The following is an 18,390-nucleotide window of genomic DNA, read 5'->3' as shown; positions in this document are numbered from 1 at the left end:
GCCGCCAAGCATAGCACTGTCTCGTTTCTGCCTCCACGCTCCGCGCCGCGCGCTGTGGAGGACTCAGAATGACACGATTTGGCGCCTGGAGTGTAACGTGTACGAAGGTTCTCAGGTCTGATTTAGATGAAAAAATCGCCTCTAGTGTGATACAGCAATCGTCGACACCGACGTGAGCGAAAAAGCAGACCACAGCACCTCAGCGGGTGCTGTGGTTTTCTTCAAAGACTAACCGGCCTGCCGCGTCCTGTGCACGAATACGGGCTTGAAGCTGAGAAGAGATCTCAATCTTGCGGTCCTGGGGGAACTTGTCGCGATACAACGCAGGCCGGAGAAAAAACGTCTCAGGACTCGGCACCGTCGCCTGACTCTTCAATGGCGCGACAAACCACACACGACGCAAGAAATCTGGACTGAAAAAGATCTCCTGGTCTGCCGCGGTCCATGCTTGCGGTCGATACGCATCATGCACATCGTAACTCATAATGTCTTGAGGAATGTCCCAGGAGAGGAAGATGTGCGCTTCGTATCCCTTGTTCTTCAACTCAGGGTTCACGAATTGTGCAGTTCGATCTTCGATGTACGTGAGAACACCCGCGGGATCGTATTCTTCAATCCGTAACGGGAAGAAGGCCTGCTGGTCCAGCCAGTACAGGATCTTGGGGGCATAATATCCTGGAATCCACTCCTCGCGTGTACGCGCTTCGACCACATAACAGGCAACACCGCCTTCAGGAGTGTAGGCAGGATAGTCGCGCCCCATAATCTTGAGTGCGTTGGGGGCAGCTTCAGATAGCGACCCATCAGCGGCGGTCAGCGTAATAGACGCGCGCGTGCGCGGGAAACGGACTGTTTCATAGAGGACATCGGTACCGAGAATGCGCCAGCGAAACTCCCAGGCATCGCGATTCAAGAAGTTTTCATACCCTAAAGCAGTACCCAATGCTTTGTCCTGACGACGAGGCTGCGGCTGGCGCCGCACGCGGCGCAGCTCAGGTGAATAGACAAACAGATCGAGTCTAATCTGATGTGTCTGATCTGTACGGTACAGCGTATAGAGAGATTGGCGGCCATGCCTCTCAGCTGGAGCAATGGTCTGGAAAAGCCATTGGGTATACCACTCGCCCGGCTTCGTCTGCAGCTGTCCAAGCAATCCAGCGGGCTCACGATAAGAGACTAAACCGATCGCCTGAGCGGTAGTAAGGTAGCCGTTGGCTGAGATCGTGCCATAGTCTTCGATCAACGCACAGTTGTGCCGTGGCATATGAGCAAAGTCAGTCGCAATGAAACCCATCTCTTCGGCGGAGTACGGCGCCGCATACGGATAGGGTTCGGCAGGGAGATAGGGGAAGGTTGTGTCGCGTGGAGTCTCAGCACGAAGATCCAGTTTCTGCAACTCTTCTTGAGAGAGTTCATTCACATACCGCCAGGTACGTTTTTCTGACGCCCGGCTCGTACTCATCATCTGGAGAGAGAGGAGAAACGCAACAATGAACACTCCTCCCACTATCCACGCGTCTACTTTCATATATGCCCCCTTCTACACCATGCTCAGGAAAACCTATCTCATAGAGACTCGCACCGATAGAAAATGACTGTTTCCGACTCACAGTAGCCCCTCTTGGTTCTTTAGCCAGCATCAGCCTATAGTACGACCATGAGCGACTCTCAACACCATCTGTAAAAAATTCGCGATCAATCGGGAAAGTTGTTGATCCTCGATATGATCGCATCTGAAGATACAGAGCAAGCAGCGTATCACAACCGGGTTGAGCGCTTATGTGACCCTACGCACGTGCGGGCGTTGCCAGAGTCGGAGTTCAATCAACTGTTTGCTGTCGCCGGTCTTCAAGTGCTATTCCAGCCGACCGTCACCCTTAGTTATTCTGTTGCGGAGTGGATGGACCACGGCGGGCCAGATGAGGCCACCGCACGGGAAATCGTTGCCTTGCTCGAAGCCTCAGTGGACGTAGACCGCACGGGACTCAACGTGCGCCGCGAAGATGGCGTGCTGCGCTTTAGTCATTCAGCGATGGTGTTCCTCGTACAGCCAGCGGTTGGCTGAATATCTCCACGAAAGGTGAAGGACTGTCAGCACTCGTGGTTTTCTATCCGCCTCTTGTGGTTACTCAGACAAATCTCTTGAGCCTTCTGGAACTTCGGCAGAACGAAGAGTCTGAAAAGCTGAGCGGTCACACCTCCTCGGCAGGTAAAGGTAAACTCCCACGTAATGCGGGTACCATTTGTCGTGCTCACGATACTCCAGGTTCCCCCTGCAGAGGAAACGAGCCACGTCAAAGGAGGCTTGAGGCCGGAAGTTATTTGATAACTGTGCAGCGAGGGACGTTGGTGTTTGACGATGAGTTCCCGTATTGTCGATCCGTCCGAGTTTGTCGTTACTCGCGTACATCCCTCGGTAGTCTGGTCAGCTCCTTCAATCGAGGCAGAAAGAATGGCCGGAATTGGTCCGTAGCTGGTTAAAGAAGCAGGCAGATTCTCTAGCGCAGTCACTGCATCAAAGACCACTTCAGGTGGGTGCCCCTGGATCTCAATTGTTGCTTTGCTAATGACGGTTGGCATAGGTCTTTGTTGAACGTCTCAGCGCCTCGTGAGCGGCCCAGCCGCGGCCTGTCGGTTTCATGCCAATGCATCACAGAGCCGCGATGCGGCGGCGTGAAAAGTTAGACGCAACAGCTTCAGTAGGTCACGACGCTTGCAGCAGAGCTTGTTCGACTGCCGGCGGAAAGTCGACCACCACAAAATGTGAAGACGGATACAAGTAATCTTCACCCTCATCATCGATCACCCGAATGTACCGGGACTTGGCTGCGCTCTCGTCCGGGAGAATTTCGTAAATTCGACGGGGCGTCAGCAAATCTTGCTCCTCAGCTCGAATACAAATCGCAAATTGTCGTTTAGATTTTACTCGTGTCGGCATAGTCTTTAGTCCAGAAACCGTTTGATCCGCATCTTCCGTTTGCCGATGCCATGTGCCTCGAACCAATGAAGTTCAGCTCGCCTCACCGTTCCGTCCGCAAGGCGTACTCGAGCTTTTCCTTTGAGTTTCCGCCATCGCCCTCTCCCGTAGCGCTTGCGAAGAAACGGAAGGATGCGAATGCTGGGACCAGTTGCAATCGGCTCAATGTCAGCAATCTCTCCAATAATCTCAAAGTGCATCCACCCATACTTTTACAGACATTGCGGGATAAACCAAGCCAACGTCTAACGTATAGCGATTGAATAATCTTTCACCCCTCTACTCCTATATGGTTCTTTATATTAGTAGATGGTCCCATATGTTAGTAGATGCTTCAGGGGCTATCTGTATATAGATGGTGGTTTCCTTTAAGCATCTCTACACTAACCACAACCGCTTACCTGACCGCTGGAGGAGCAACGTATGCGTATCAACGGAATCGACCCACAAAATGCACCTGAAAGTGTTGAAGCCATATTTCAAGGGAGCCGGGACTTCTTCGGGCACGTGATCACACCCTATCTGGTCATGGCGCACAGACCGGAGATCCTCCTAGGCCATGCAGCCTTAGGAAAAGCAATTGGCTTCTCGACCCTCGTCGAACCACGCTTGAAGACCATGGCCTGCGTACGTGCGGCACAAATGATCGGCTGTCCCTTTTGAGTGGACATTAACTCTGCCGTTGGCAGAAATGCAGGAGTCACTGACGATCAGTTAGAAACACTGGCCACGTTCGAGTCAAGCCCACACTTCACTCCCCAAGAGAAAGCGGTGTTGCGCTACGCGGAAGGAATGACACAGACTCCGGCGGATGTGTCTGATGTGGTGTTCGCAGACATTCAGGCGTTCTTCAGTACCGAACAAATTGTTGAGTTGACTTCAGCCCTTGCCTTGGAGAACTTCCGCGCGCGCTTTAACTGCGCATTGAAAATCGACAGTGACAGTCTGTGCATGTTGCCGCCGGATCATCCGGTGCGAAAGCTGCGACAATAAACAAGCTGGTATGGAGCTATGTGGAGATTCCGCCAAGAATTCGCCGCTAATACCAAAACTCGAGGAGTTCTGTATATAGTAATCGTTGGAAAACTAGGAAGATAAGAGGAGGAGAGTCAGATGCGATATTGGAGAGCAGCACAAGCAGTGTTGGTGGGAGTGATCTGTACCATTGCCGTTCCGGCAATGGCTCAAGACGCCAAGATCAATCCGCTGATGGCGAAGGATTTGACCGGGTCCCCGAACAAGGAAGGGGCGGTGCTCCTGGTCGAGTACCCACCGGGCGGCACAACCGCCAAACATCGCCACAACGCACATACGTTTGTCTACGTCTTAGAAGGCTCGATTGTCATGCAGGTCGAAGGTGGGAAAGAGGTGACGCTGGGACCTGGTCAAACATTTTATGAATCACCGGAAGACATCCACGCAGTCTCAAAGAACGCCAGCAAAACCAAGCCAGCGAAGTTTCTGGTGTTCTTTGTCAAAGAGAAAGGTGCCGATCCTGTCATTCCGGTGCCATAACTTTCGGTTATGATCGCCGGTTACGACACAAACCGCGCGATCCAACCACCATAGAAATAGGCCGCAAAGAAGCGTTGCATATCGATGTAGCCCGCTGAAGACAGCAAGTTGCGTAAACTCTCTTCTGACGCAACACTCACCACTGATGAGAGAGTCTGCGCCCGCGCAGCATCAAAATCATGCACATGGCCGGGATGTGGACTATCGTGACGTGCCATATTGACTCCTTTCATCATCAGTCGGCAAAGGTGGCAATGACTGGATTATGATCGCTGAGGTGATCCCAATCTGCGCCTGACAATACGGTGCACGATTGCAGTCGATTCCGCCAGCGCCGGGGCACAAAAATGCCATCACAGTGATACGGGATGGTGCGATTGCCTGTCCACCGCAACGTTTGTGCTGGTGGCTGCCCTGGATTCGCTTCCTGCCAACAGTTCATTAAGCCGAACTCTTTCCGTAGTCGTGCGTGAAGTGTTGTCAGCCGCTTACTCAACGGTTTATCGGTTCTGCGCTCAGGACTGATCGACAGATTGAAGTCACCACCGATGATGAGGTCACTACCTGCCGCAACGCGCGCAATCTCATCAAGCAGGTCCAGTGTTTGTTTGACGTAGCCTCCAGGTCCGTAGGGGACGTGTACGCTGAAGACCAGCAGCGGACGGCGGCGCTTTCGTCGCCACGTGAGACCGGAGATGTGTGCACCAACAACCCAGCCGTTGAACCGCGAAAGCTGGACTTGTTTCACAGCACCGGAGGTAGAAAAGACTGCACTGCCCCAGCGATTCGGTGGCGCCATGTCCCACACCGACTGGCCTTGCAGGTCGGGATGCGAGAGAGGTGAGAGGTGCTGATCCTGCGGCCCAGACTCCTGCACCAGTAACAGGTCAACGTCGTGCTCTTCGATCAGCTTGCGCCAATGCACACGTTTGGTTCCGCCCTTTAACAGGTTGTAGGTCGCGACGCGCATGCGCTTCCTTGACAAACATACAGCGTCAGCGGCACTGCGCTGATGTGATACCGAAGACTACCGCATTGGCAACCGCCGGTTAACGGTAAAGGAATTGTGGCTTTTCCTAGCACGGGTCAGTTCACCCCTCTTCTGAAGTAGATTCTCTCAGCCGGGCAAATGCGACTAAGCACGCGACGCCAGGAGCAATGACTCCTACGACAAATAAGAGAACACTCCTTTGTCACTCTTTGAAGAACAGTGATTTTTTCCTTGTTGCCCCTCATCGCACAGTGATTGGGTTGACCCCTCCATAGCATTTCCGACTCGTGAAGAAGCTCAGTTCATCATTGTGACACAACGCTCGAGCGCACCGCGAGCGGCCCACTCGCGGCCTTTCACGTTCATTCCTTCACACTACGGGGCCGCGCTGCGGTGGCGCATGTGCTTCGGCCCTGTTACCAGCATCACGTGGCTTGCAACAGGAACTCGACCTACACGACGGCGAAAGAGAACTCGACTCGTGCGCGCTCCGTCTTATTGAGAATTCCGATGGCCCTGAGCGCACTGGTATCACCGTGAACCGCTATTACGTCTCGTTTCACTTCTCAACCTTGCCTTTCTCGTGGCGGGTTCGTTTCCACTAGTTCCAAGATGGTGCCGCCTGGATCCTTGAAACACACAAACCGGGCGGGCGGCGCATCTGGGGGACTCAATAACACAGGCTCGGAGAGAAACTCGACCCCCAGAGCTTTCAACGCTTGCACATCTGCCTCTATATTCGCGGTGAGCAAGGCAATCCGAGCAATCCCGAGGTGATAGAGGTGTGGATAGGGCGCTTCACTATCACGGGGCTCTTTCCACTCCAATAGATCGATGAGAGGGGTTGTCGGCGACCCAGCCAATTGCAGCAGCGCGCCGCGGACCTCGTAGGGTGGCATGCCGACAGCCGCCGCTACTTCCGGCGTATTGTGAGTGGGCACTTCCCACAAGACTTTGAATCCGAGAAACTCGTAAAACTTGCGAGACCGTTCATAATCGCTGCAATTGACATTGACATGCATCATTCCGGTAATGTTCATGTTTGCCCTCCTTCCCTTCCTCTTTATATAGGGATTGCAGCACTATTCTGGAAGAACGTAACAGGTAGGGGTAAACCCACCGACTTCTGATAGGCAGTATATCCAAATATTGCACTGTCTTGCCCCCCAAGAATATCACTTGCAGTATTCGTCTGTTCCACACTTTTTTCAAGCCGTTTTCTTTTACAAAAATGGGAATGCGCGGGCGCACTGGCGGCGGCATCAGGGCATTGATACCGCTAAGATTCACTTTGTGATAAGCGCCATTGAATTGTCCGAGCGTACCACTCTGGCCTTTCTCGATGATCAAGCGGATCAGCGACACGGTTTCGCACAAATGCTGGAGTGCTTTGTCACTATACGGATACTTCTACTCAGCTCCGGATGGGTGGTCGTCATCTGAGCGAAAACTGCGGCGCAAAAAAGACCAGGAGCGCTAAATCGTCGTAATCATGAAAGTGATGCCGAGCCTGCCGTGGAACAAAAAGGAGATCCCCTTCACGCAGCTCCTTTGTCACGTTCTCGACCGTCACTTTTCCTGCCCCTGTGATGACATAGTAGGCCTCATCTTCTTGGTGAGAGAGCTGCTGATCCGGTTGGCCTTTCTTGAGATGGTAGACATGCAAACTCATGGTCGGAATGGCTGGAGGCGGCGGCTCGGTGGGTGCGAGCGGTTGACCGAGCATGGTAACGAACAATCCTCCATGTTTGACAATGTCCGGGATATGCCACACTTGCCCGGGCTCAGGCATAGGAGCCGACTTTTGCTGATCTGCCATGACAATTCTCCTTTGTTCGTCGTCGCATTCTGCCGTAGGCAGCACTGTGAGTCAGCCAGGGTCGGAGGGATTTCAGCAGCTGTCACGCAGTATACAGGGGAGTCTACTGTAGTCTGGTATACAGCGGGCTGAGGTTTTCGTCCGCTCAGGCATCCCATGCGCGTTGCAGTGCTGGTCGCTGTTGCAGCCGTTCCACATAAGCAGCGACATTAGGCTTATTGGAAACATCTGCCCCCAGTCGCGTAGCCACAATGCAGGCATGGCCAGTCATGATGTCGGCACCGCTGAAATCGCCGGCGAGAAATTCGCGCCCTCGTAATCCGCTATCGACGGCGCTCAGCATCTGCGACAGCAGCTTGACGGCACGATCGACGTTGGCTTGGTTGCGCCGTTCCGGCTTGAGCAGAATCGTCTCGACGATGATGGTGTTGACCGGCGGCATAATCATGCCTTCGGCATAGTGCAACCATTGCAGGTACAGCGGGAACTCGGGGGAAGCAACATCCGGCACGAGACGGCCGGTGCCATACTTCGCCAACACATACTGCACAATCGCCCCAGATTCGAAGATCGTGACCTCACCGTCCTGCAAGGTCGGCACGCGGCCCATCGGGTGCAGCGTGAGATACTCTGGTGCGCGCATCGCGGCATCGCCTAACTTGAAGCGCTCCAGTTCATAGGGCAGCCCAAGCTCCTCGAACAACCAGACAATGCGGACGGCGCGGGTATTCGGTGCATAATAGATTTTCATTGCTTCCCTCGTGTGTGCAAAACGTTCTTCCTTCCTCTGTCCTGCCGTTATCCTCGCCCTCACGGTGCTGACGAACGTGGCGCTGGAGTTTCCCAGGAATACTTCTCGGCAATGTCTTCGGCTTGTTCTTTACTCAATCCGTGACTGGTCCAATTCGCTTGGGTACTGGCAACGATCTCGTCGATATTGTCCGCGTGCTTTAAGCGTCCTAACGAATCACTTTCATAACTCCGAGTGCAGCCTATCGCTTCTGCCACAAGCGAAATATAATTTCTGACGGTCAGACTTGCATCGCTGGCATCGCACCACTCACGTTGACAAGCGTGTGAGACAGTCACCAATGTATCAGCGCCAGTTTGGCGTACCGCATTGAGTTGATTCACGCGTAATGCCAGCCACTGGGCACGATCTACGCGGATCGAGCTGGGGCCACAGTCGTAATCAAACTCTGGCGGGGCTGTCACCGCACCGAGGAATTGTAATCCGGAAATCTGTGATAGCAACTGACTCACATGCGCTTGGTCCGCTTGCGCACGCCGCTGGCCGGACTCATGCCCGTCACGTCCACTATGACAATGTAACGCCACACGACCCGTGACATCGTGATGCCAGGGGATGTGCCCACGCTGACTGAGGTCGGCTAAGAACGCAGGAGCATTCGTGACATCGAAAGGAATCGTTTTCGCATCTCTCCCGGTGACGACATCAGAGAAATGCACGTCACATGACGGACACCAATGGACGACGGTCCCCGCTTTGTACGAGGCCAGCCGCTCAATGGTCAAATCTGTCACTGTCTGTCCTTTGGCGACATCACCGAAGCGATCCCAGGTAATCCCGCAACAGAACTGCACGCCTGCAACCGCAATGAAATCAAGCCCTAATGCACGAAACACGGTAACCACATCCGCTGCCACATCAGGTGTGCGCAAAATGTTGCAGCCAAGATACAAGACAATATCGTAGGCACGATCGGGCGGATGATACTGCTCAGTCCAGCACACCGCCTCTGCTGGGATCTGCAGCTTCTTGATCTCTTGCAATCGACGGTAATAGGCTGAGTAATTGAACTGCGCCATCGAAGTTCTCCTTCGCTATTGCCATTGCCGTACCCAGGCGTCGTACGGTGGCGTAAAGTCGGTGGATTGCCCTGCAAAGACAATAGCATCTGCTGGGATAAAATGACCCAGGGCTGTGCACTGCGCGTCCACATCTGTGTCAACATATCCGGCCAATGATCGATGTGCCAGGTCTTGAGATCTCGCGCGCTAAAGCTTCGGGCGGAGGGGCTGGATCAGAGCACGCGGAGTGCGTGGTTTACCGGGCGCAGGTGTCGTCACTGCCAGAACGTTGACCTGCACCCGCTTCGCCGTCGGATTGTGCGGGCACCGCGAGTTTGTTACAGTCGCGCCTTTCTCGCGATAAATAGAGAAGGAGCTTATGATGATCACTATTCACCATCTTGGCGTGTCGCAGTCGGATCGTATTGTTTGGTTGATGGAAGAGTTAAACCTGCCCTACCAACTGAAGTGGTACAACCGCGGCCCAGATCAATTGGCCCCGGCGGAATACCTGGCCCTGCATCCGACAGCCACCGCGCCCGTGATTCAAGATGGCGACGTCACGCTCACCGAATCGGCAGTGATTGTCGAGTACATCTGTCATCGCTACGCCGGTGGCAAACTGACGGTCGGTCCGACGCAACCGAACTACGCGGAGTATTTGTACTGGATGCATTTCAACAATAACGTCCTGGGACTATTCTTTGCGAAACTCGCGCTAGGCGCCAAGGCCGGTAGCCCCGAGGCGGAAATGATTGGCAAAGCGATCAAGCGGCGCGAGGAGGCCTACTACCGCTATCTGGACCAACGCCTGGGTAAGTCGCCCTATCTGGCCGGTCCCGAGTTTACCTGTGCCGATGTGATGGTGACCTTCAACCTGACTGCACTGCCACTGTTTGGTGGACGCGCTATCGCTGATCTGCCGAACGTTGTGGCGTATGTAAAACGCATCGGCGAACGGCCAGCCTATAAAAAGGCGATGGAGATTGCCGGTCCCGCCGCGGTCCCGCCCAAGGCGTAACTGCAACAACGGGAGAACCCCGTGATGCGCCTTGACTTGAGCCATGCAGTCGGCAACGTCGTGGTCTGGAAGTGACGCTGCTCGAGTCCGATTGTGGGCCAGATTGACAACTGCCATTTTGGGCAGCGCTCACCTGTCGTGATGGCAAGATTGTTACCGACTGCAGTTATGCCGACTACGGCTGTTGGCTGGGACTCGACGAGTTGCGCTGAGCAATCCACGAACGACAAGGGCACATCTCAAAGTCACAAGTTGAGTGGCTTGCAGGACATCAGGCATGCTATCGGCTTGCTCGGTCGCTTGGCTCTATGGTAGGTTCCTACGCATGCAGAAAGCCATTGAAGTCGTCTACACACGGGGCGTGCTGAAGCCTCTAGAAACCCTTGAACTTGAAGAAGGGGCACAGCTCACGCTGCTCCTCCTCCCCGCGATCAACGAACATGCGCAGGAAGGGTATACGTACCTCGTTGCGAGAGACCACCCGAGGAGACGCCAGCTCTACGTCAAAGAGAGAAATCTCACGGTTGGACAGTTGGTTCGAAGTATCCGTGCAGACCATCTCCTCCCGGCGGATGCGGCGGAGCGCTACGATCTGCCGCTTGCAGCGATCGAAGAAGCGCTCGCGTATTACCAGGCTCACCGTGAACTGATTGAGGCGGAGGCGGAAGCAGAGAAGCGCTACCTGCTGGAAAAAGGCTATCCTCTTGAGCCTCAAGATTTATCTTGACGACTGCGCCTATGATAAAGCCTTAGTGCGCGTACTCCGTCAGGCCGGTTGGGACGTTGTCACTCCCTTCGATGCAGGCGTTGCCGGACACTCAGACGAAGTGCACTTGCAGTATGCAATGAGTCAGGGGCTGGTGCTCGTTACCAAGAATCCACGCGATTTTGAGGAACTGCATGGGCAGTATCCACAGCATCCAGGAATTCTCGCCATCTATCAGGACAACGATCCAACGAAAGACATGAGTGTAGGAGATATCGTTCAAGCGATTAGAAACGTCATCGCAGCGGGAGTATTGATCGCAGGCCAATTCATTTCGCTGAACGCGTGGCGGTATGGGCGGAGAGAGCAGCAATGAGAGGAGCCTCACTAACGTGGACAACCTCAAAGAAACAACACGAGAGACGATAGAGGAGCATGCCATGTCAACGGCAATGACCCAACACGAAAAAGAAACGTTTCTGGCTCCGGAATTGATCTCTCAGGGCCACTGCCCGTAGGCAGGTTGTGTTCTGCTGCTGCGCAGCCATTACCGCACCGGAATGGTCTGTACGGCCTGGAGATCCGCAAGCGAAAGACGATAGTCCAGCAGCGAGGACAACTCTCGCTCGCGGGCGGCGGTCAGATCGCGTTGGGCTTGAATGACCAGGAAAGTAGTCGACAGGCCGACCAGAAACTTCCGCTCCTCAGCATTCAGCCGACGCTCGGCCAGGGCCACTGCGTTCGCGGTCAGCGGCAACCGTTGGCGATTCGCCTCCACACCGCGAATAACCGCTTTGATCTCGGTCACAGCTTGTTGTTCTGCACTCATGAGCGTCGTCGCATCCTGGCGTCGTTTGACTGACGCTTTCGCTGCTTCAGCAGCGGCCAGTGACTCGCCAAGTGGCACCTGCACCGACAGCCCGACGGACCACCCCGGATAGCGGAAGGCTACCACGTCATCAAGGGCGGACCCGAAACTCGGCGCCACACTTCCAGTGACAGGGCCGCCGGTCAGTGGTGAAGACCGTACTTGCCTCCCGGCGATGCCGAGTCCGGTATAGCTTAGGATTAGCGAGACATCGGGCAGCGCCTCGTCTTTGAGCTGCGCTATGGTAATGTCATCGATGTCGAGCACCGCCCGCAAGATGCGCAAATCTTGCCGCAGCGTAAGCGCGCGCGCAATGAGTTCGTCCGTCTGTCCTATCGTAATGTCCTCCCGCACAAGGTCGGGCGGTGGAACCAGCGCAAGACTCTGTTCGAGATCGAGTGGCGCAAAAATCAGGAGACGCACGCGGTCTTGTGCATTGGCGACCTCTTTCGTAGCACTCACTATGACATCCGACCGGCGCGCCACTTCCGACTCCACCTCGACCACCTCAACCGCGGCAATCTTCCCCAACGCCGCACGCTCGCGATCCTCACGCAGGAACTTCTGCGCCTGCGCCAGAGACTGTTGTTCCACTGCGAGATATTCGCGTGCGTGAACCCAGGACCAGTACGCCTGCAGGACGGAGCGGGTCGTGGCGGCCACAGCACTCGTAAGCTCCGCCTCGGAAACGGTTTGTCCTTTGACGCTGATCAGCCAGTTGGCACGCGCCTCATCAATGCGCAGTCCTCTGAGCAAATGTTGCGTAAACGTGACGCGCATGCCTGTACTTAACTGCGGATTGAAACGGGCGAGCGCATCGGTGCCTGAGCGCCGCACGCCATCCCATTCGACGCTATAGGACGACCCCCACGGCAGCAATTGGTCGATAGAGGCTGCTGCAGATCGTTGTCTGCTGAGAATCCCTGACGGAGAATCGAAAGTTCTCACTGGAGGTGAGTGACTATTGCTGACGCCTGCCCGTGCAGAAAATTGCGGCGTCCAAGCAGTGTTGGCCGAGCGGACGTCGAGGTCGGCGATCTCCGGACCGAACCGCGCCGCTTTGAGAACCAGGCTGCGCTCAAGCGCAAAAGCGACGGCTTGCTCCGGGCTGAGCACAAGCGAGTTGGGTTGCTGCGCCTGTGCAGATGTGTACCACAGCAAGAGGAGGCTGGCGGTAATGACTGCCACTCTTCGACACACGTATAAAAGCCCTACTTGAGATAACGACGCCGATGACACAAACCGCCCTTCGACAAGCTCAGGACGCACGGAAAAAACAAGAAAGCCAAGATAATCTCCCCGTCCGTGCTGAGCTTGTCGAAGCATGAACGGGCTGTGCATCCACAAATGATTGAGGAAACCTATATTAGACGCCCGAGTTTGCCGCTTCATTGTGGGAAACAGCCTCATCCTTCACCAGCACCCCATCAAGCAAGCGCATGACACGGTTGGCGTCCTCAGCAAAACGGGGATCGTGAGTCACGAGACACACCGTCGCGCCACCGACGTGGAGCTCGCGGAGCAACTCCATCACGGCTGCGCCGTTCTTCGAGTCGAGATTGCCGGTGGGCTCGTCCGCAAGAAGAATAGACGGATCGCCGACCACCGCTCTGGCAACGGCCACGCGTTGCTGCTGGCCGCCGGACAATTGTGACGGATAGTGACTCGCGCGCGCTGTCATCCCCACGCGCTCAAGTGCGCGCATGGCTTGCGTGCGGCGCTCACTCGCGCTCAGGCCGCGATAGATCAACGGCAGCTCCACATTCTGCACCACGGTTCTGTCACCCAGCAGGTTAAAGCTCTGGAAGATGAACCCGATTTGCCGATTCCGTACCTGTGCCCGTTGTTTGGCGCTGAGACCAGTCACTGGCTGGCCGTCGAGAAAATACGCGCCGGACGTCGCCGTATCGAGCAAGCCCAGGATCGACAGTAGCGTGGACTTACCACAGCCCGACGGCCCGGCAATCGCTATGTACTCGCCGCGCTCGACCTGCAAATCGATGTTAGCCAGCGCGTGCGTAGTCACGGTCTCCGTCTCAAACACCTTGAAGACGTTTTCCAGTTTGATGACGGTCTTGTCACCCATGTCCCCATCTCCTCTCTGCAATTGCCTACCGGAACCTGACGGTGGCACCGAGCCAGGCTGACGTGTCGGACAACACAACGCGATCGCCGGGCCGCAGATCACCTTGCAGAATTTGCACCCGGTTCGCCGAAGCACGGCCAAGTGTGACGTTAATGCGCACCGCCTCGGTTCCCTCTGGACTCAGTTTGTATAGCGTGACCGCGCCTTCTGTCTGCCCAGCCGAGGGCCGACCGATATGCCGGATCTGACTGAGCCGTTCGAGTTCCACCGTGCCATCCACAGTCATGTCCGGTCGTGCCCCCGGTGGCAGCTCGCTGGTGAGTTCCACATCGATGGTTACCGTCCCGTTCTGGGCAGAGGGCGCAATACGGGAAACTCGTCCGCGAATGATCCCACTGTGAGTGTCTATGGCAGCGGGCAGGTTGAGCCGCAGATCGTGCGTCTGCGCTTCCGGAATCCGAATGACCGCTTTCAGCCGCGCAGGATCCACCACCCGTGCCAGGTTGGCGTTGCGCGCGACGCGCTGCCCGACTTCGACGACGATGTCCTGCAACACGCCACCCATACCGGCGCGCACTGTCATTGACTCCAAGTCACGCTGTTTGAGCTGCGCCAAAGCACGACGACGCTCGACTTCAGCCCGCTGTGTTGCTAGTCGAGTCGAGACCGAGGCCTCGGTCGTGCGGACACGATCGCTCTCTAACTTTGCGCGATTGGCGAGTGAAGCCTTCCGTACCTCCGACTGACGGGCAATCAATTCCGCGAGCAGACCATCGCTCGCGAGTTTGGAGTCGACCTCTGCTTGTAAGGTCGCATCCGCTTGCTGGGCCTCGATCGACGCCGAGGCGGAGCGCAACGCCAACAGATCGCTTTGCAACGAGGCCTCCAGACTGGTGTATGCCGCTTCGGCTCCTTGCAGTTCGAGTCGCGCTTCCTGCGCGGCCTGTTCGACGTCGCGATTACTCAATTGCAGGATTACCGTGTCGGACGTGACTACTGCCCCGCGTTCGAGGAGCTTGCGATCGACGCGACCATCCAGTTCCGCTGACACCCAGCGTGAGGCGTCGTCTTGCGGCGCAAGCTCGCCCACGCCACGGAGTTCCCGCGGCACGTCTCCGAGCTGCACGGTGTCGATCCATAGTCCACTGCGGTCAACTTCAGGCGTCGCGGGTCCGAGGCGAGCGACAAGATATGCCGCAACCAACAGCACCACGGCGACGCCGACCGGGATCACTTTCCGTCGCCAGCGCCGCTGCGTAATCTCAGTTTGTGATTTCTGAATATCTACCACTATTCAGCCTTCAACGATTCCACGATATTGGTCGCCGCTGCTCGCGCGGCTGGAACGAACGCGGCACCTACACCAGCAAGGACGAGCACGGCTCCCGCGGCCGCCAGTGCCGCTACACCCGGCATTTGCATCTGTCCGATAAAACGCGCCGTCAGCTGCAGGAGGAAGTAGCCACCCACCAGGCCAGTCGCGATCCCGGCTCCGGCCATCACCGCGCCATGGCCAATGACACCAGCCAGGATGTTAGACGGCGTGGCGCCGAGCGCCATGCGGATGCCGAACTCGCGCGTACGTCCGCTGACCGAGAAAGCGAGCACCCCGGCGACGCCCACTACGGCGATCGCCAACGCAACCACAGCGAACAAGCTGAACACCGCTGCATTGAGCCGATCGGGCGAGATCACTTCTGCGCGGATCTCAGACAGGGTTGCTCCGCCCACCACCGGCTGATCGTTCGCCAGCTCGTGGATCGTCTGCGTCACCGCCGGAATGATTGCATGAGGGCCGTTGCGGACGTGGATGAAAACGCGTCCGCCGAACACTTGCTGCTCGAACGGTTGGTACACCGTGGGCAGAGCCCCAGGGATGACATGCTCGTCGTCGATGTCTGGCACGATGCCGACGATGCGGCGTGGCTCCTGACTAACGCCGATGAATTTCATGATCGGATCGGTCCAGTACAATTTCCGATTCAGCACGTCTCGCTCAGGTCCCAACTTTGCCGCCACGCTGGCGCTGACGATGACCACGCGCTCGGCGCCGTCCCGATCGTCAGTCGTAAAGTCCCGGCCCGCGTCGATTGGGACACCAAGGGTCGCGAAGTACGCCGGCGAGACCGAGCGCATGCGGGCACGGGGATCCTCATTGGCCGCGCCACTCACACCGCCCTCAAGCCGATAGCCAAAGCCTGCGCGATCAAGAACCTCATCCCTGCGCCACGGAATGCTGCTGCCGATCGCCACTTGCTCCACCTCGGGAAGTTCACCCAGTCGCGCTTGTAAGCGGCGGTAAAAGTTGCGGACATCTTCAGGGGTGCGGCCGTACGAAGTCACCGGTACGTTGAGCGCGAGTATCTTCGTGGTGTCGAACCCAGGGGAGGACGCCTGCAGAGCGAGGAATGTGCGTACCAGCGCAATGGCGCCGACCACGAGAATAAAGCAAGCGCCGATCTGGATCACCGCGAAGACATTCAACTTGCTGGCACCAGCGGCAACCCTGGCGCTGCCGCTGGCGAGCTTCAAGCCGCCGTTGCGTGCGTCGGACGGCAGACTGGGCACGAACGCGAGCAGTACCGCCGCCAGTAAGGCGAGTACGACGCCGAGCGAGAGCATCACCGGATCGATCGTGACTTCGAGCGCGCGCACCGAGAAACGGGCCGCATAACGCGACAACATGGCTGCGAGCGGCCATGCCAGCGCCGCACCCGCAAGCGCACCGAGTCCGCACAGCACCGTGCTTTCTGCCAACAACAGACGGCGCAACGCCATCGGATGAGCGCCGAGAGCGGCCATGACCGCCAGTTCTGATTCACGGCGGACCGTGCGCGCCAGAATCAAATTGGCAACATTCGAGCACGCAATCACAAAAATGAGGAGCGCGGCAGCAAACAGCACAAGCAGCACCGTGCGCGCGTTGGTCGTCAATTGTTCGCGTAACGGCACCGTGCGGATCGTGTATGCCGCTTGCGCCGGGTACGCCTCAGAGTAGTCGCGTCGAATCGACTCGTACGCTCCAGTAATTTCGCTGCGGGCCGCATCGACTGAGGAGTCTGGCGCCAGCCGGGCAAACACTTCGGTCATGCGATGCTCGCGGCCTTGCACCATAGTCGCTGACAGATGATGAGGACTGGTGACCATGTTGGCGAGCATTTCGGTCTCGGCGGGGTACGGGACCGAAGGTTCAAGCACGCCAACGATCACTGCGGGCCGGCTGCCGAACGTCGTATCGATGCGGACCGTCTTGCCAATAATTCCGGTGTCCCGCTGAAAGGCCGACGACCAGAACGCATAGGTCAGCACAGCCGCTCCGGCGGCGCTCGCACCGTCATCACTGGCCGTGAGGAGCCGACCTAGGACCGGACGCAATCCCATCACCTCAAAGTAGTTCCCACTAACGACACCGGCCCGCACTTGCCGTGGCTCGCCAAGACCGATCACCGAGAACGGTATGGTGGAGAACTCGCCGATATCCGACAGCGAACGGACCCGTTCGCGCAGGTCCTTGATCTCGGGCACCGAGAACGTCGCGTTTTCCCTGCCAATGCCGGGTGCGCTTTGACGAATGTAGACGATGCGGTCTTCACCTCGGTTGACTAACGGTCGCAGGAGCACGGCCCGCACCAGACCGAAGATGGCGATGTTCACGCCGATCCCGAGTGCCAACGTCAAAATGATGGCGATCGACAAGCCTTTCATGTTAGCGATCGAACGAAACGCAAAGGCGAGTTCCTGAACAAACGTCATGGAGTTTTCCTCCTCTCCTTGCAACGCGGATACGATCCTCACGCGATAGACGAGCGAGAACCACCAAAAGGATGCGGGAGAGAATTCGCTGATTGCCGCTTCCGTCTTCACCGCATTCTCTTTTATGCCCCTTCAGCGCTTGACAGCTCGCGACCGTAGCAGATTGCCGCCAGTTTTGGCACTACCTCTCCTCTGATGTTAGTGGCTCGGACATAGCAGAGAAGGCGTATATGGTATCCTGCGGATGCCGATTCGTGGTACTACTGCGAGGCCGAAACGGTGAAAGAATCTAAAGTTCGCTCACTATCGCAACACAAGGAGGCACTCGATGAATGACAGTCGCACTTTGTATGACCGACTGGGCGGGCATGACGCCATCTATGCCTTTATTGAATACGCGATTGCCAAGCTGATGGCTCGTGAGGAAGTGGGACGCATTTGGCAGCACATGTCTGAGGAACGTGTCAAGGTGGAACTGCAGAACTTCTGTGACTTTGCGTCCTCTCATTGGGGCGGGCCAGCGGTCTACCGAGGCCGTACCATGATCGCGGCGCACAAAGGCATGGGCATCACGGAACGGCACTGGGAAGAACTGTTAGAAGTCCTTGACGAAGCGTATGCCCACTTTCAGCTCGCTGAGGATCTGCGGACGGAAGTCCACCGCTTCATTACCTCGTTTAAATCGCAGGTCGTCGGCAGCCCTTCCTTCCGGGAGGTCGTCCGTGACGCTGGCGGGACGAAGCTTGCCGGAGGCTTGGCCTCGTATGGGGTGCAGTGGCCGACGAAGGCAAAATGAACCAACTGGCCACGACGAGAGCCACCTCACTCGTCGTGACCACAAG

At 56.6% G+C, this 18,390-nt stretch carries 22 protein-coding genes and 1 pseudogene; 8 read left to right on the top strand and 15 right to left on the bottom strand.

Going from position 1 to position 18,390, the window contains the following annotated elements; genetic code table 11:
• Positions 1-199 precede the first annotated feature (199 nt).
• A complete protein-coding gene (locus tag FJ147_03845) occupies positions 200-1,528 on the bottom strand; it encodes a DUF1329 domain-containing protein (protein MBM4255010.1) in 1,329 nt (442 codons plus the stop codon).
• Positions 1,529-1,723: 195 nt separating this feature from the next.
• Here FJ147_03845 and FJ147_03840 point away from each other — a divergent pair, with 195 nt between their 5' ends.
• Entirely contained in the window at positions 1,724-2,065 is a 342-nt protein-coding gene (locus FJ147_03840) for a hypothetical protein (protein MBM4255009.1), read from the top strand.
• 26 nt (positions 2,066-2,091) lie between these two features.
• Here the strand turns inward: FJ147_03840 and FJ147_03835 are convergent, their stop codons facing one another.
• From FJ147_03835 to FJ147_03825, 3 genes are all read right to left on the bottom strand, one after another.
• Complete coding sequence (locus tag FJ147_03835) at positions 2,092-2,580, bottom strand: SRPBCC family protein (GenBank protein ID MBM4255008.1); 489 nt, start codon at positions 2,578-2,580, stop codon at positions 2,092-2,094.
• 124 nt (positions 2,581-2,704) lie between these two features.
• Complete coding sequence (locus tag FJ147_03830) at positions 2,705-2,938, bottom strand: hypothetical protein (protein MBM4255007.1); 234 nt, start codon at positions 2,936-2,938, stop codon at positions 2,705-2,707.
• A 5-nt stretch (positions 2,939-2,943) separates the two neighbouring features.
• A complete protein-coding gene (locus FJ147_03825; GenBank protein ID MBM4255006.1) occupies positions 2,944-3,177 on the bottom strand; it encodes a hypothetical protein in 234 nt (77 codons plus the stop codon).
• Positions 3,178-3,400: 223 nt separating this feature from the next.
• Between FJ147_03825 and FJ147_03820 the strand changes: the two genes are divergently transcribed.
• From FJ147_03820 to FJ147_03810, 3 genes are all read left to right on the top strand, one after another.
• Positions 3,401-3,640: a hypothetical protein gene (locus FJ147_03820; protein ID MBM4255005.1), complete on the top strand. Its 240-nt coding sequence runs from the start codon at positions 3,401-3,403 to the stop codon at positions 3,638-3,640.
• Complete coding sequence (locus FJ147_03815) at positions 3,641-3,970, top strand: carboxymuconolactone decarboxylase family protein (protein ID MBM4255004.1); 330 nt, start codon at positions 3,641-3,643, stop codon at positions 3,968-3,970.
• A 120-nt stretch (positions 3,971-4,090) separates the two neighbouring features.
• Positions 4,091-4,492: a cupin domain-containing protein gene (locus FJ147_03810; GenBank protein ID MBM4255003.1), complete on the top strand. Its 402-nt coding sequence runs from the start codon at positions 4,091-4,093 to the stop codon at positions 4,490-4,492.
• 20 nt (positions 4,493-4,512) lie between these two features.
• On the opposite strand, the gene FJ147_03805 is transcribed toward FJ147_03810, so the two are convergent.
• The 7 genes and pseudogenes from FJ147_03805 to FJ147_03775 form a co-directional block, all read right to left on the bottom strand.
• Complete coding sequence (locus FJ147_03805; GenBank protein MBM4255002.1) at positions 4,513-4,710, bottom strand: hypothetical protein; 198 nt, start codon at positions 4,708-4,710, stop codon at positions 4,513-4,515.
• A 17-nt stretch (positions 4,711-4,727) separates the two neighbouring features.
• On the bottom strand, positions 4,728-5,462 hold the full coding sequence (locus FJ147_03800; GenBank protein MBM4255001.1) for an endonuclease/exonuclease/phosphatase family protein: 735 nt from the start codon (positions 5,460-5,462) through the stop codon (positions 4,728-4,730).
• 11 nt (positions 5,463-5,473) lie between these two features.
• A pseudogene (locus FJ147_03795) lies at positions 5,474-5,557 on the bottom strand (aldehyde-activating protein).
• A gap of 492 nt (positions 5,558-6,049) precedes the next feature.
• Positions 6,050-6,523 carry a VOC family protein gene (locus tag FJ147_03790; protein MBM4255000.1) on the bottom strand — a complete coding sequence of 158 codons (474 nt, stop codon included), beginning with the start codon at positions 6,521-6,523 and terminating at the stop codon, positions 6,050-6,052.
• Between the two features lie 395 nt (positions 6,524-6,918).
• The gene (locus FJ147_03785) at positions 6,919-7,302 is read right to left on the bottom strand and encodes a cupin domain-containing protein (protein ID MBM4254999.1); all 384 of its coding nucleotides are present in this window, start codon (positions 7,300-7,302) and stop codon (positions 6,919-6,921) included.
• Positions 7,303-7,447: 145 nt separating this feature from the next.
• The gene (locus tag FJ147_03780) at positions 7,448-8,053 is read right to left on the bottom strand and encodes a glutathione S-transferase family protein (GenBank protein MBM4254998.1); all 606 of its coding nucleotides are present in this window, start codon (positions 8,051-8,053) and stop codon (positions 7,448-7,450) included.
• Positions 8,054-8,112: 59 nt separating this feature from the next.
• Positions 8,113-9,132, bottom strand: coding sequence for a (Fe-S)-binding protein (locus tag FJ147_03775; protein MBM4254997.1), 1,020 nt, complete (start codon positions 9,130-9,132; stop codon positions 8,113-8,115).
• Positions 9,133-9,496: 364 nt separating this feature from the next.
• Here FJ147_03775 and FJ147_03770 point away from each other — a divergent pair, with 364 nt between their 5' ends.
• From FJ147_03770 to FJ147_03760, 3 genes are all read left to right on the top strand, one after another.
• Positions 9,497-10,135, top strand: a complete 639-nt coding sequence (locus FJ147_03770) for a glutathione S-transferase family protein (GenBank protein MBM4254996.1) — start codon at positions 9,497-9,499, stop codon at positions 10,133-10,135.
• 277 nt (positions 10,136-10,412) lie between these two features.
• Positions 10,413-10,862, top strand: a complete 450-nt coding sequence (locus tag FJ147_03765) for a DUF104 domain-containing protein (GenBank protein MBM4254995.1) — start codon at positions 10,413-10,415, stop codon at positions 10,860-10,862.
• A complete protein-coding gene (locus tag FJ147_03760) occupies positions 10,840-11,217 on the top strand; it encodes a hypothetical protein (protein ID MBM4254994.1) in 378 nt (125 codons plus the stop codon). Before FJ147_03765 ends, FJ147_03760 begins: the two co-directional genes overlap by 23 nt.
• A gap of 171 nt (positions 11,218-11,388) precedes the next feature.
• Here the strand turns inward: FJ147_03760 and FJ147_03755 are convergent, their stop codons facing one another.
• Genes FJ147_03755 through FJ147_03740 form a run of 4 tightly spaced genes read right to left on the bottom strand, consistent with a single transcriptional unit; the run spans position 11,389 to position 17,548 of the window.
• Positions 11,389-13,119, bottom strand: coding sequence for a TolC family protein (locus FJ147_03755; GenBank protein MBM4254993.1), 1,731 nt, complete (start codon positions 13,117-13,119; stop codon positions 11,389-11,391).
• A complete protein-coding gene (locus tag FJ147_03750; GenBank protein ID MBM4254992.1) occupies positions 13,076-13,795 on the bottom strand; it encodes an ABC transporter ATP-binding protein in 720 nt (239 codons plus the stop codon). The genes FJ147_03755 and FJ147_03750 overlap by 44 nt, the downstream gene beginning before the upstream one ends.
• Positions 13,796-13,820: 25 nt before the next feature.
• Positions 13,821-15,089, bottom strand: a complete 1,269-nt coding sequence (locus FJ147_03745; GenBank protein MBM4254991.1) for an HlyD family efflux transporter periplasmic adaptor subunit — start codon at positions 15,087-15,089, stop codon at positions 13,821-13,823.
• On the bottom strand, positions 15,086-17,548 hold the full coding sequence (locus tag FJ147_03740) for an FtsX-like permease family protein (GenBank protein MBM4254990.1): 2,463 nt from the start codon (positions 17,546-17,548) through the stop codon (positions 15,086-15,088). Before FJ147_03740 ends, FJ147_03745 begins: the two co-directional genes overlap by 4 nt.
• Positions 17,549-17,876: 328 nt before the next feature.
• On the opposite strand from FJ147_03740, the gene FJ147_03735 reads away from it, so the two are divergent.
• Positions 17,877-18,344: a group 1 truncated hemoglobin gene (locus FJ147_03735; protein MBM4254989.1), complete on the top strand. Its 468-nt coding sequence runs from the start codon at positions 17,877-17,879 to the stop codon at positions 18,342-18,344.
• Positions 18,345-18,390 lie beyond the last annotated feature (46 nt).

It is taken from the genome of Deltaproteobacteria bacterium (genome assembly GCA_016874775.1).
Lineage (GTDB): Bacteria > Desulfobacterota > Binatia > Bin18 > Bin18 > VGTJ01.
This window is presented reverse-complemented; position numbering and strand designations above follow the sequence as displayed.

Coding starts and splice junctions, on each gene's coding strand:
- FJ147_03845 (MBM4255010.1), bottom strand. CDS start 1,528: ATGAAAGTAGACGCGTGGATAGTGGGAGGAGTGTTCATTGTTGCGTTT.
- FJ147_03840 (MBM4255009.1), top strand. CDS start 1,724: ATGATCGCATCTGAAGATACAGAGCAAGCAGCGTATCACAACCGGGTT.
- FJ147_03835 (MBM4255008.1), bottom strand. CDS start 2,580: ATGCCAACCGTCATTAGCAAAGCAACAATTGAGATCCAGGGGCACCCA.
- FJ147_03830 (MBM4255007.1), bottom strand. CDS start 2,938: ATGCCGACACGAGTAAAATCTAAACGACAATTTGCGATTTGTATTCGA.
- FJ147_03825 (MBM4255006.1), bottom strand. CDS start 3,177: ATGCACTTTGAGATTATTGGAGAGATTGCTGACATTGAGCCGATTGCA.
- FJ147_03820 (MBM4255005.1), top strand. CDS start 3,401: ATGCGTATCAACGGAATCGACCCACAAAATGCACCTGAAAGTGTTGAA.
- FJ147_03810 (MBM4255003.1), top strand. CDS start 4,091: ATGCGATATTGGAGAGCAGCACAAGCAGTGTTGGTGGGAGTGATCTGT.
- FJ147_03805 (MBM4255002.1), bottom strand. CDS start 4,710: ATGGCACGTCACGATAGTCCACATCCCGGCCATGTGCATGATTTTGAT.
- FJ147_03800 (MBM4255001.1), bottom strand. CDS start 5,462: ATGCGCGTCGCGACCTACAACCTGTTAAAGGGCGGAACCAAACGTGTG.
- FJ147_03790 (MBM4255000.1), bottom strand. CDS start 6,523: ATGAACATTACCGGAATGATGCATGTCAATGTCAATTGCAGCGATTAT.
- FJ147_03785 (MBM4254999.1), bottom strand. CDS start 7,302: ATGGCAGATCAGCAAAAGTCGGCTCCTATGCCTGAGCCCGGGCAAGTG.
- FJ147_03780 (MBM4254998.1), bottom strand. CDS start 8,053: ATGAAAATCTATTATGCACCGAATACCCGCGCCGTCCGCATTGTCTGG.
- FJ147_03775 (MBM4254997.1), bottom strand. CDS start 9,132: ATGGCGCAGTTCAATTACTCAGCCTATTACCGTCGATTGCAAGAGATC.
- FJ147_03770 (MBM4254996.1), top strand. CDS start 9,497: ATGATCACTATTCACCATCTTGGCGTGTCGCAGTCGGATCGTATTGTT.
- FJ147_03765 (MBM4254995.1), top strand. CDS start 10,413: ATGCTATCGGCTTGCTCGGTCGCTTGGCTCTATGGTAGGTTCCTACGC.
- FJ147_03755 (MBM4254993.1), bottom strand. CDS start 13,119: ATGAGGCTGTTTCCCACAATGAAGCGGCAAACTCGGGCGTCTAATATA.
- FJ147_03750 (MBM4254992.1), bottom strand. CDS start 13,795: ATGGGTGACAAGACCGTCATCAAACTGGAAAACGTCTTCAAGGTGTTT.
- FJ147_03740 (MBM4254990.1), bottom strand. CDS start 17,548: ATGACGTTTGTTCAGGAACTCGCCTTTGCGTTTCGTTCGATCGCTAAC.
- FJ147_03735 (MBM4254989.1), top strand. CDS start 17,877: ATGAATGACAGTCGCACTTTGTATGACCGACTGGGCGGGCATGACGCC.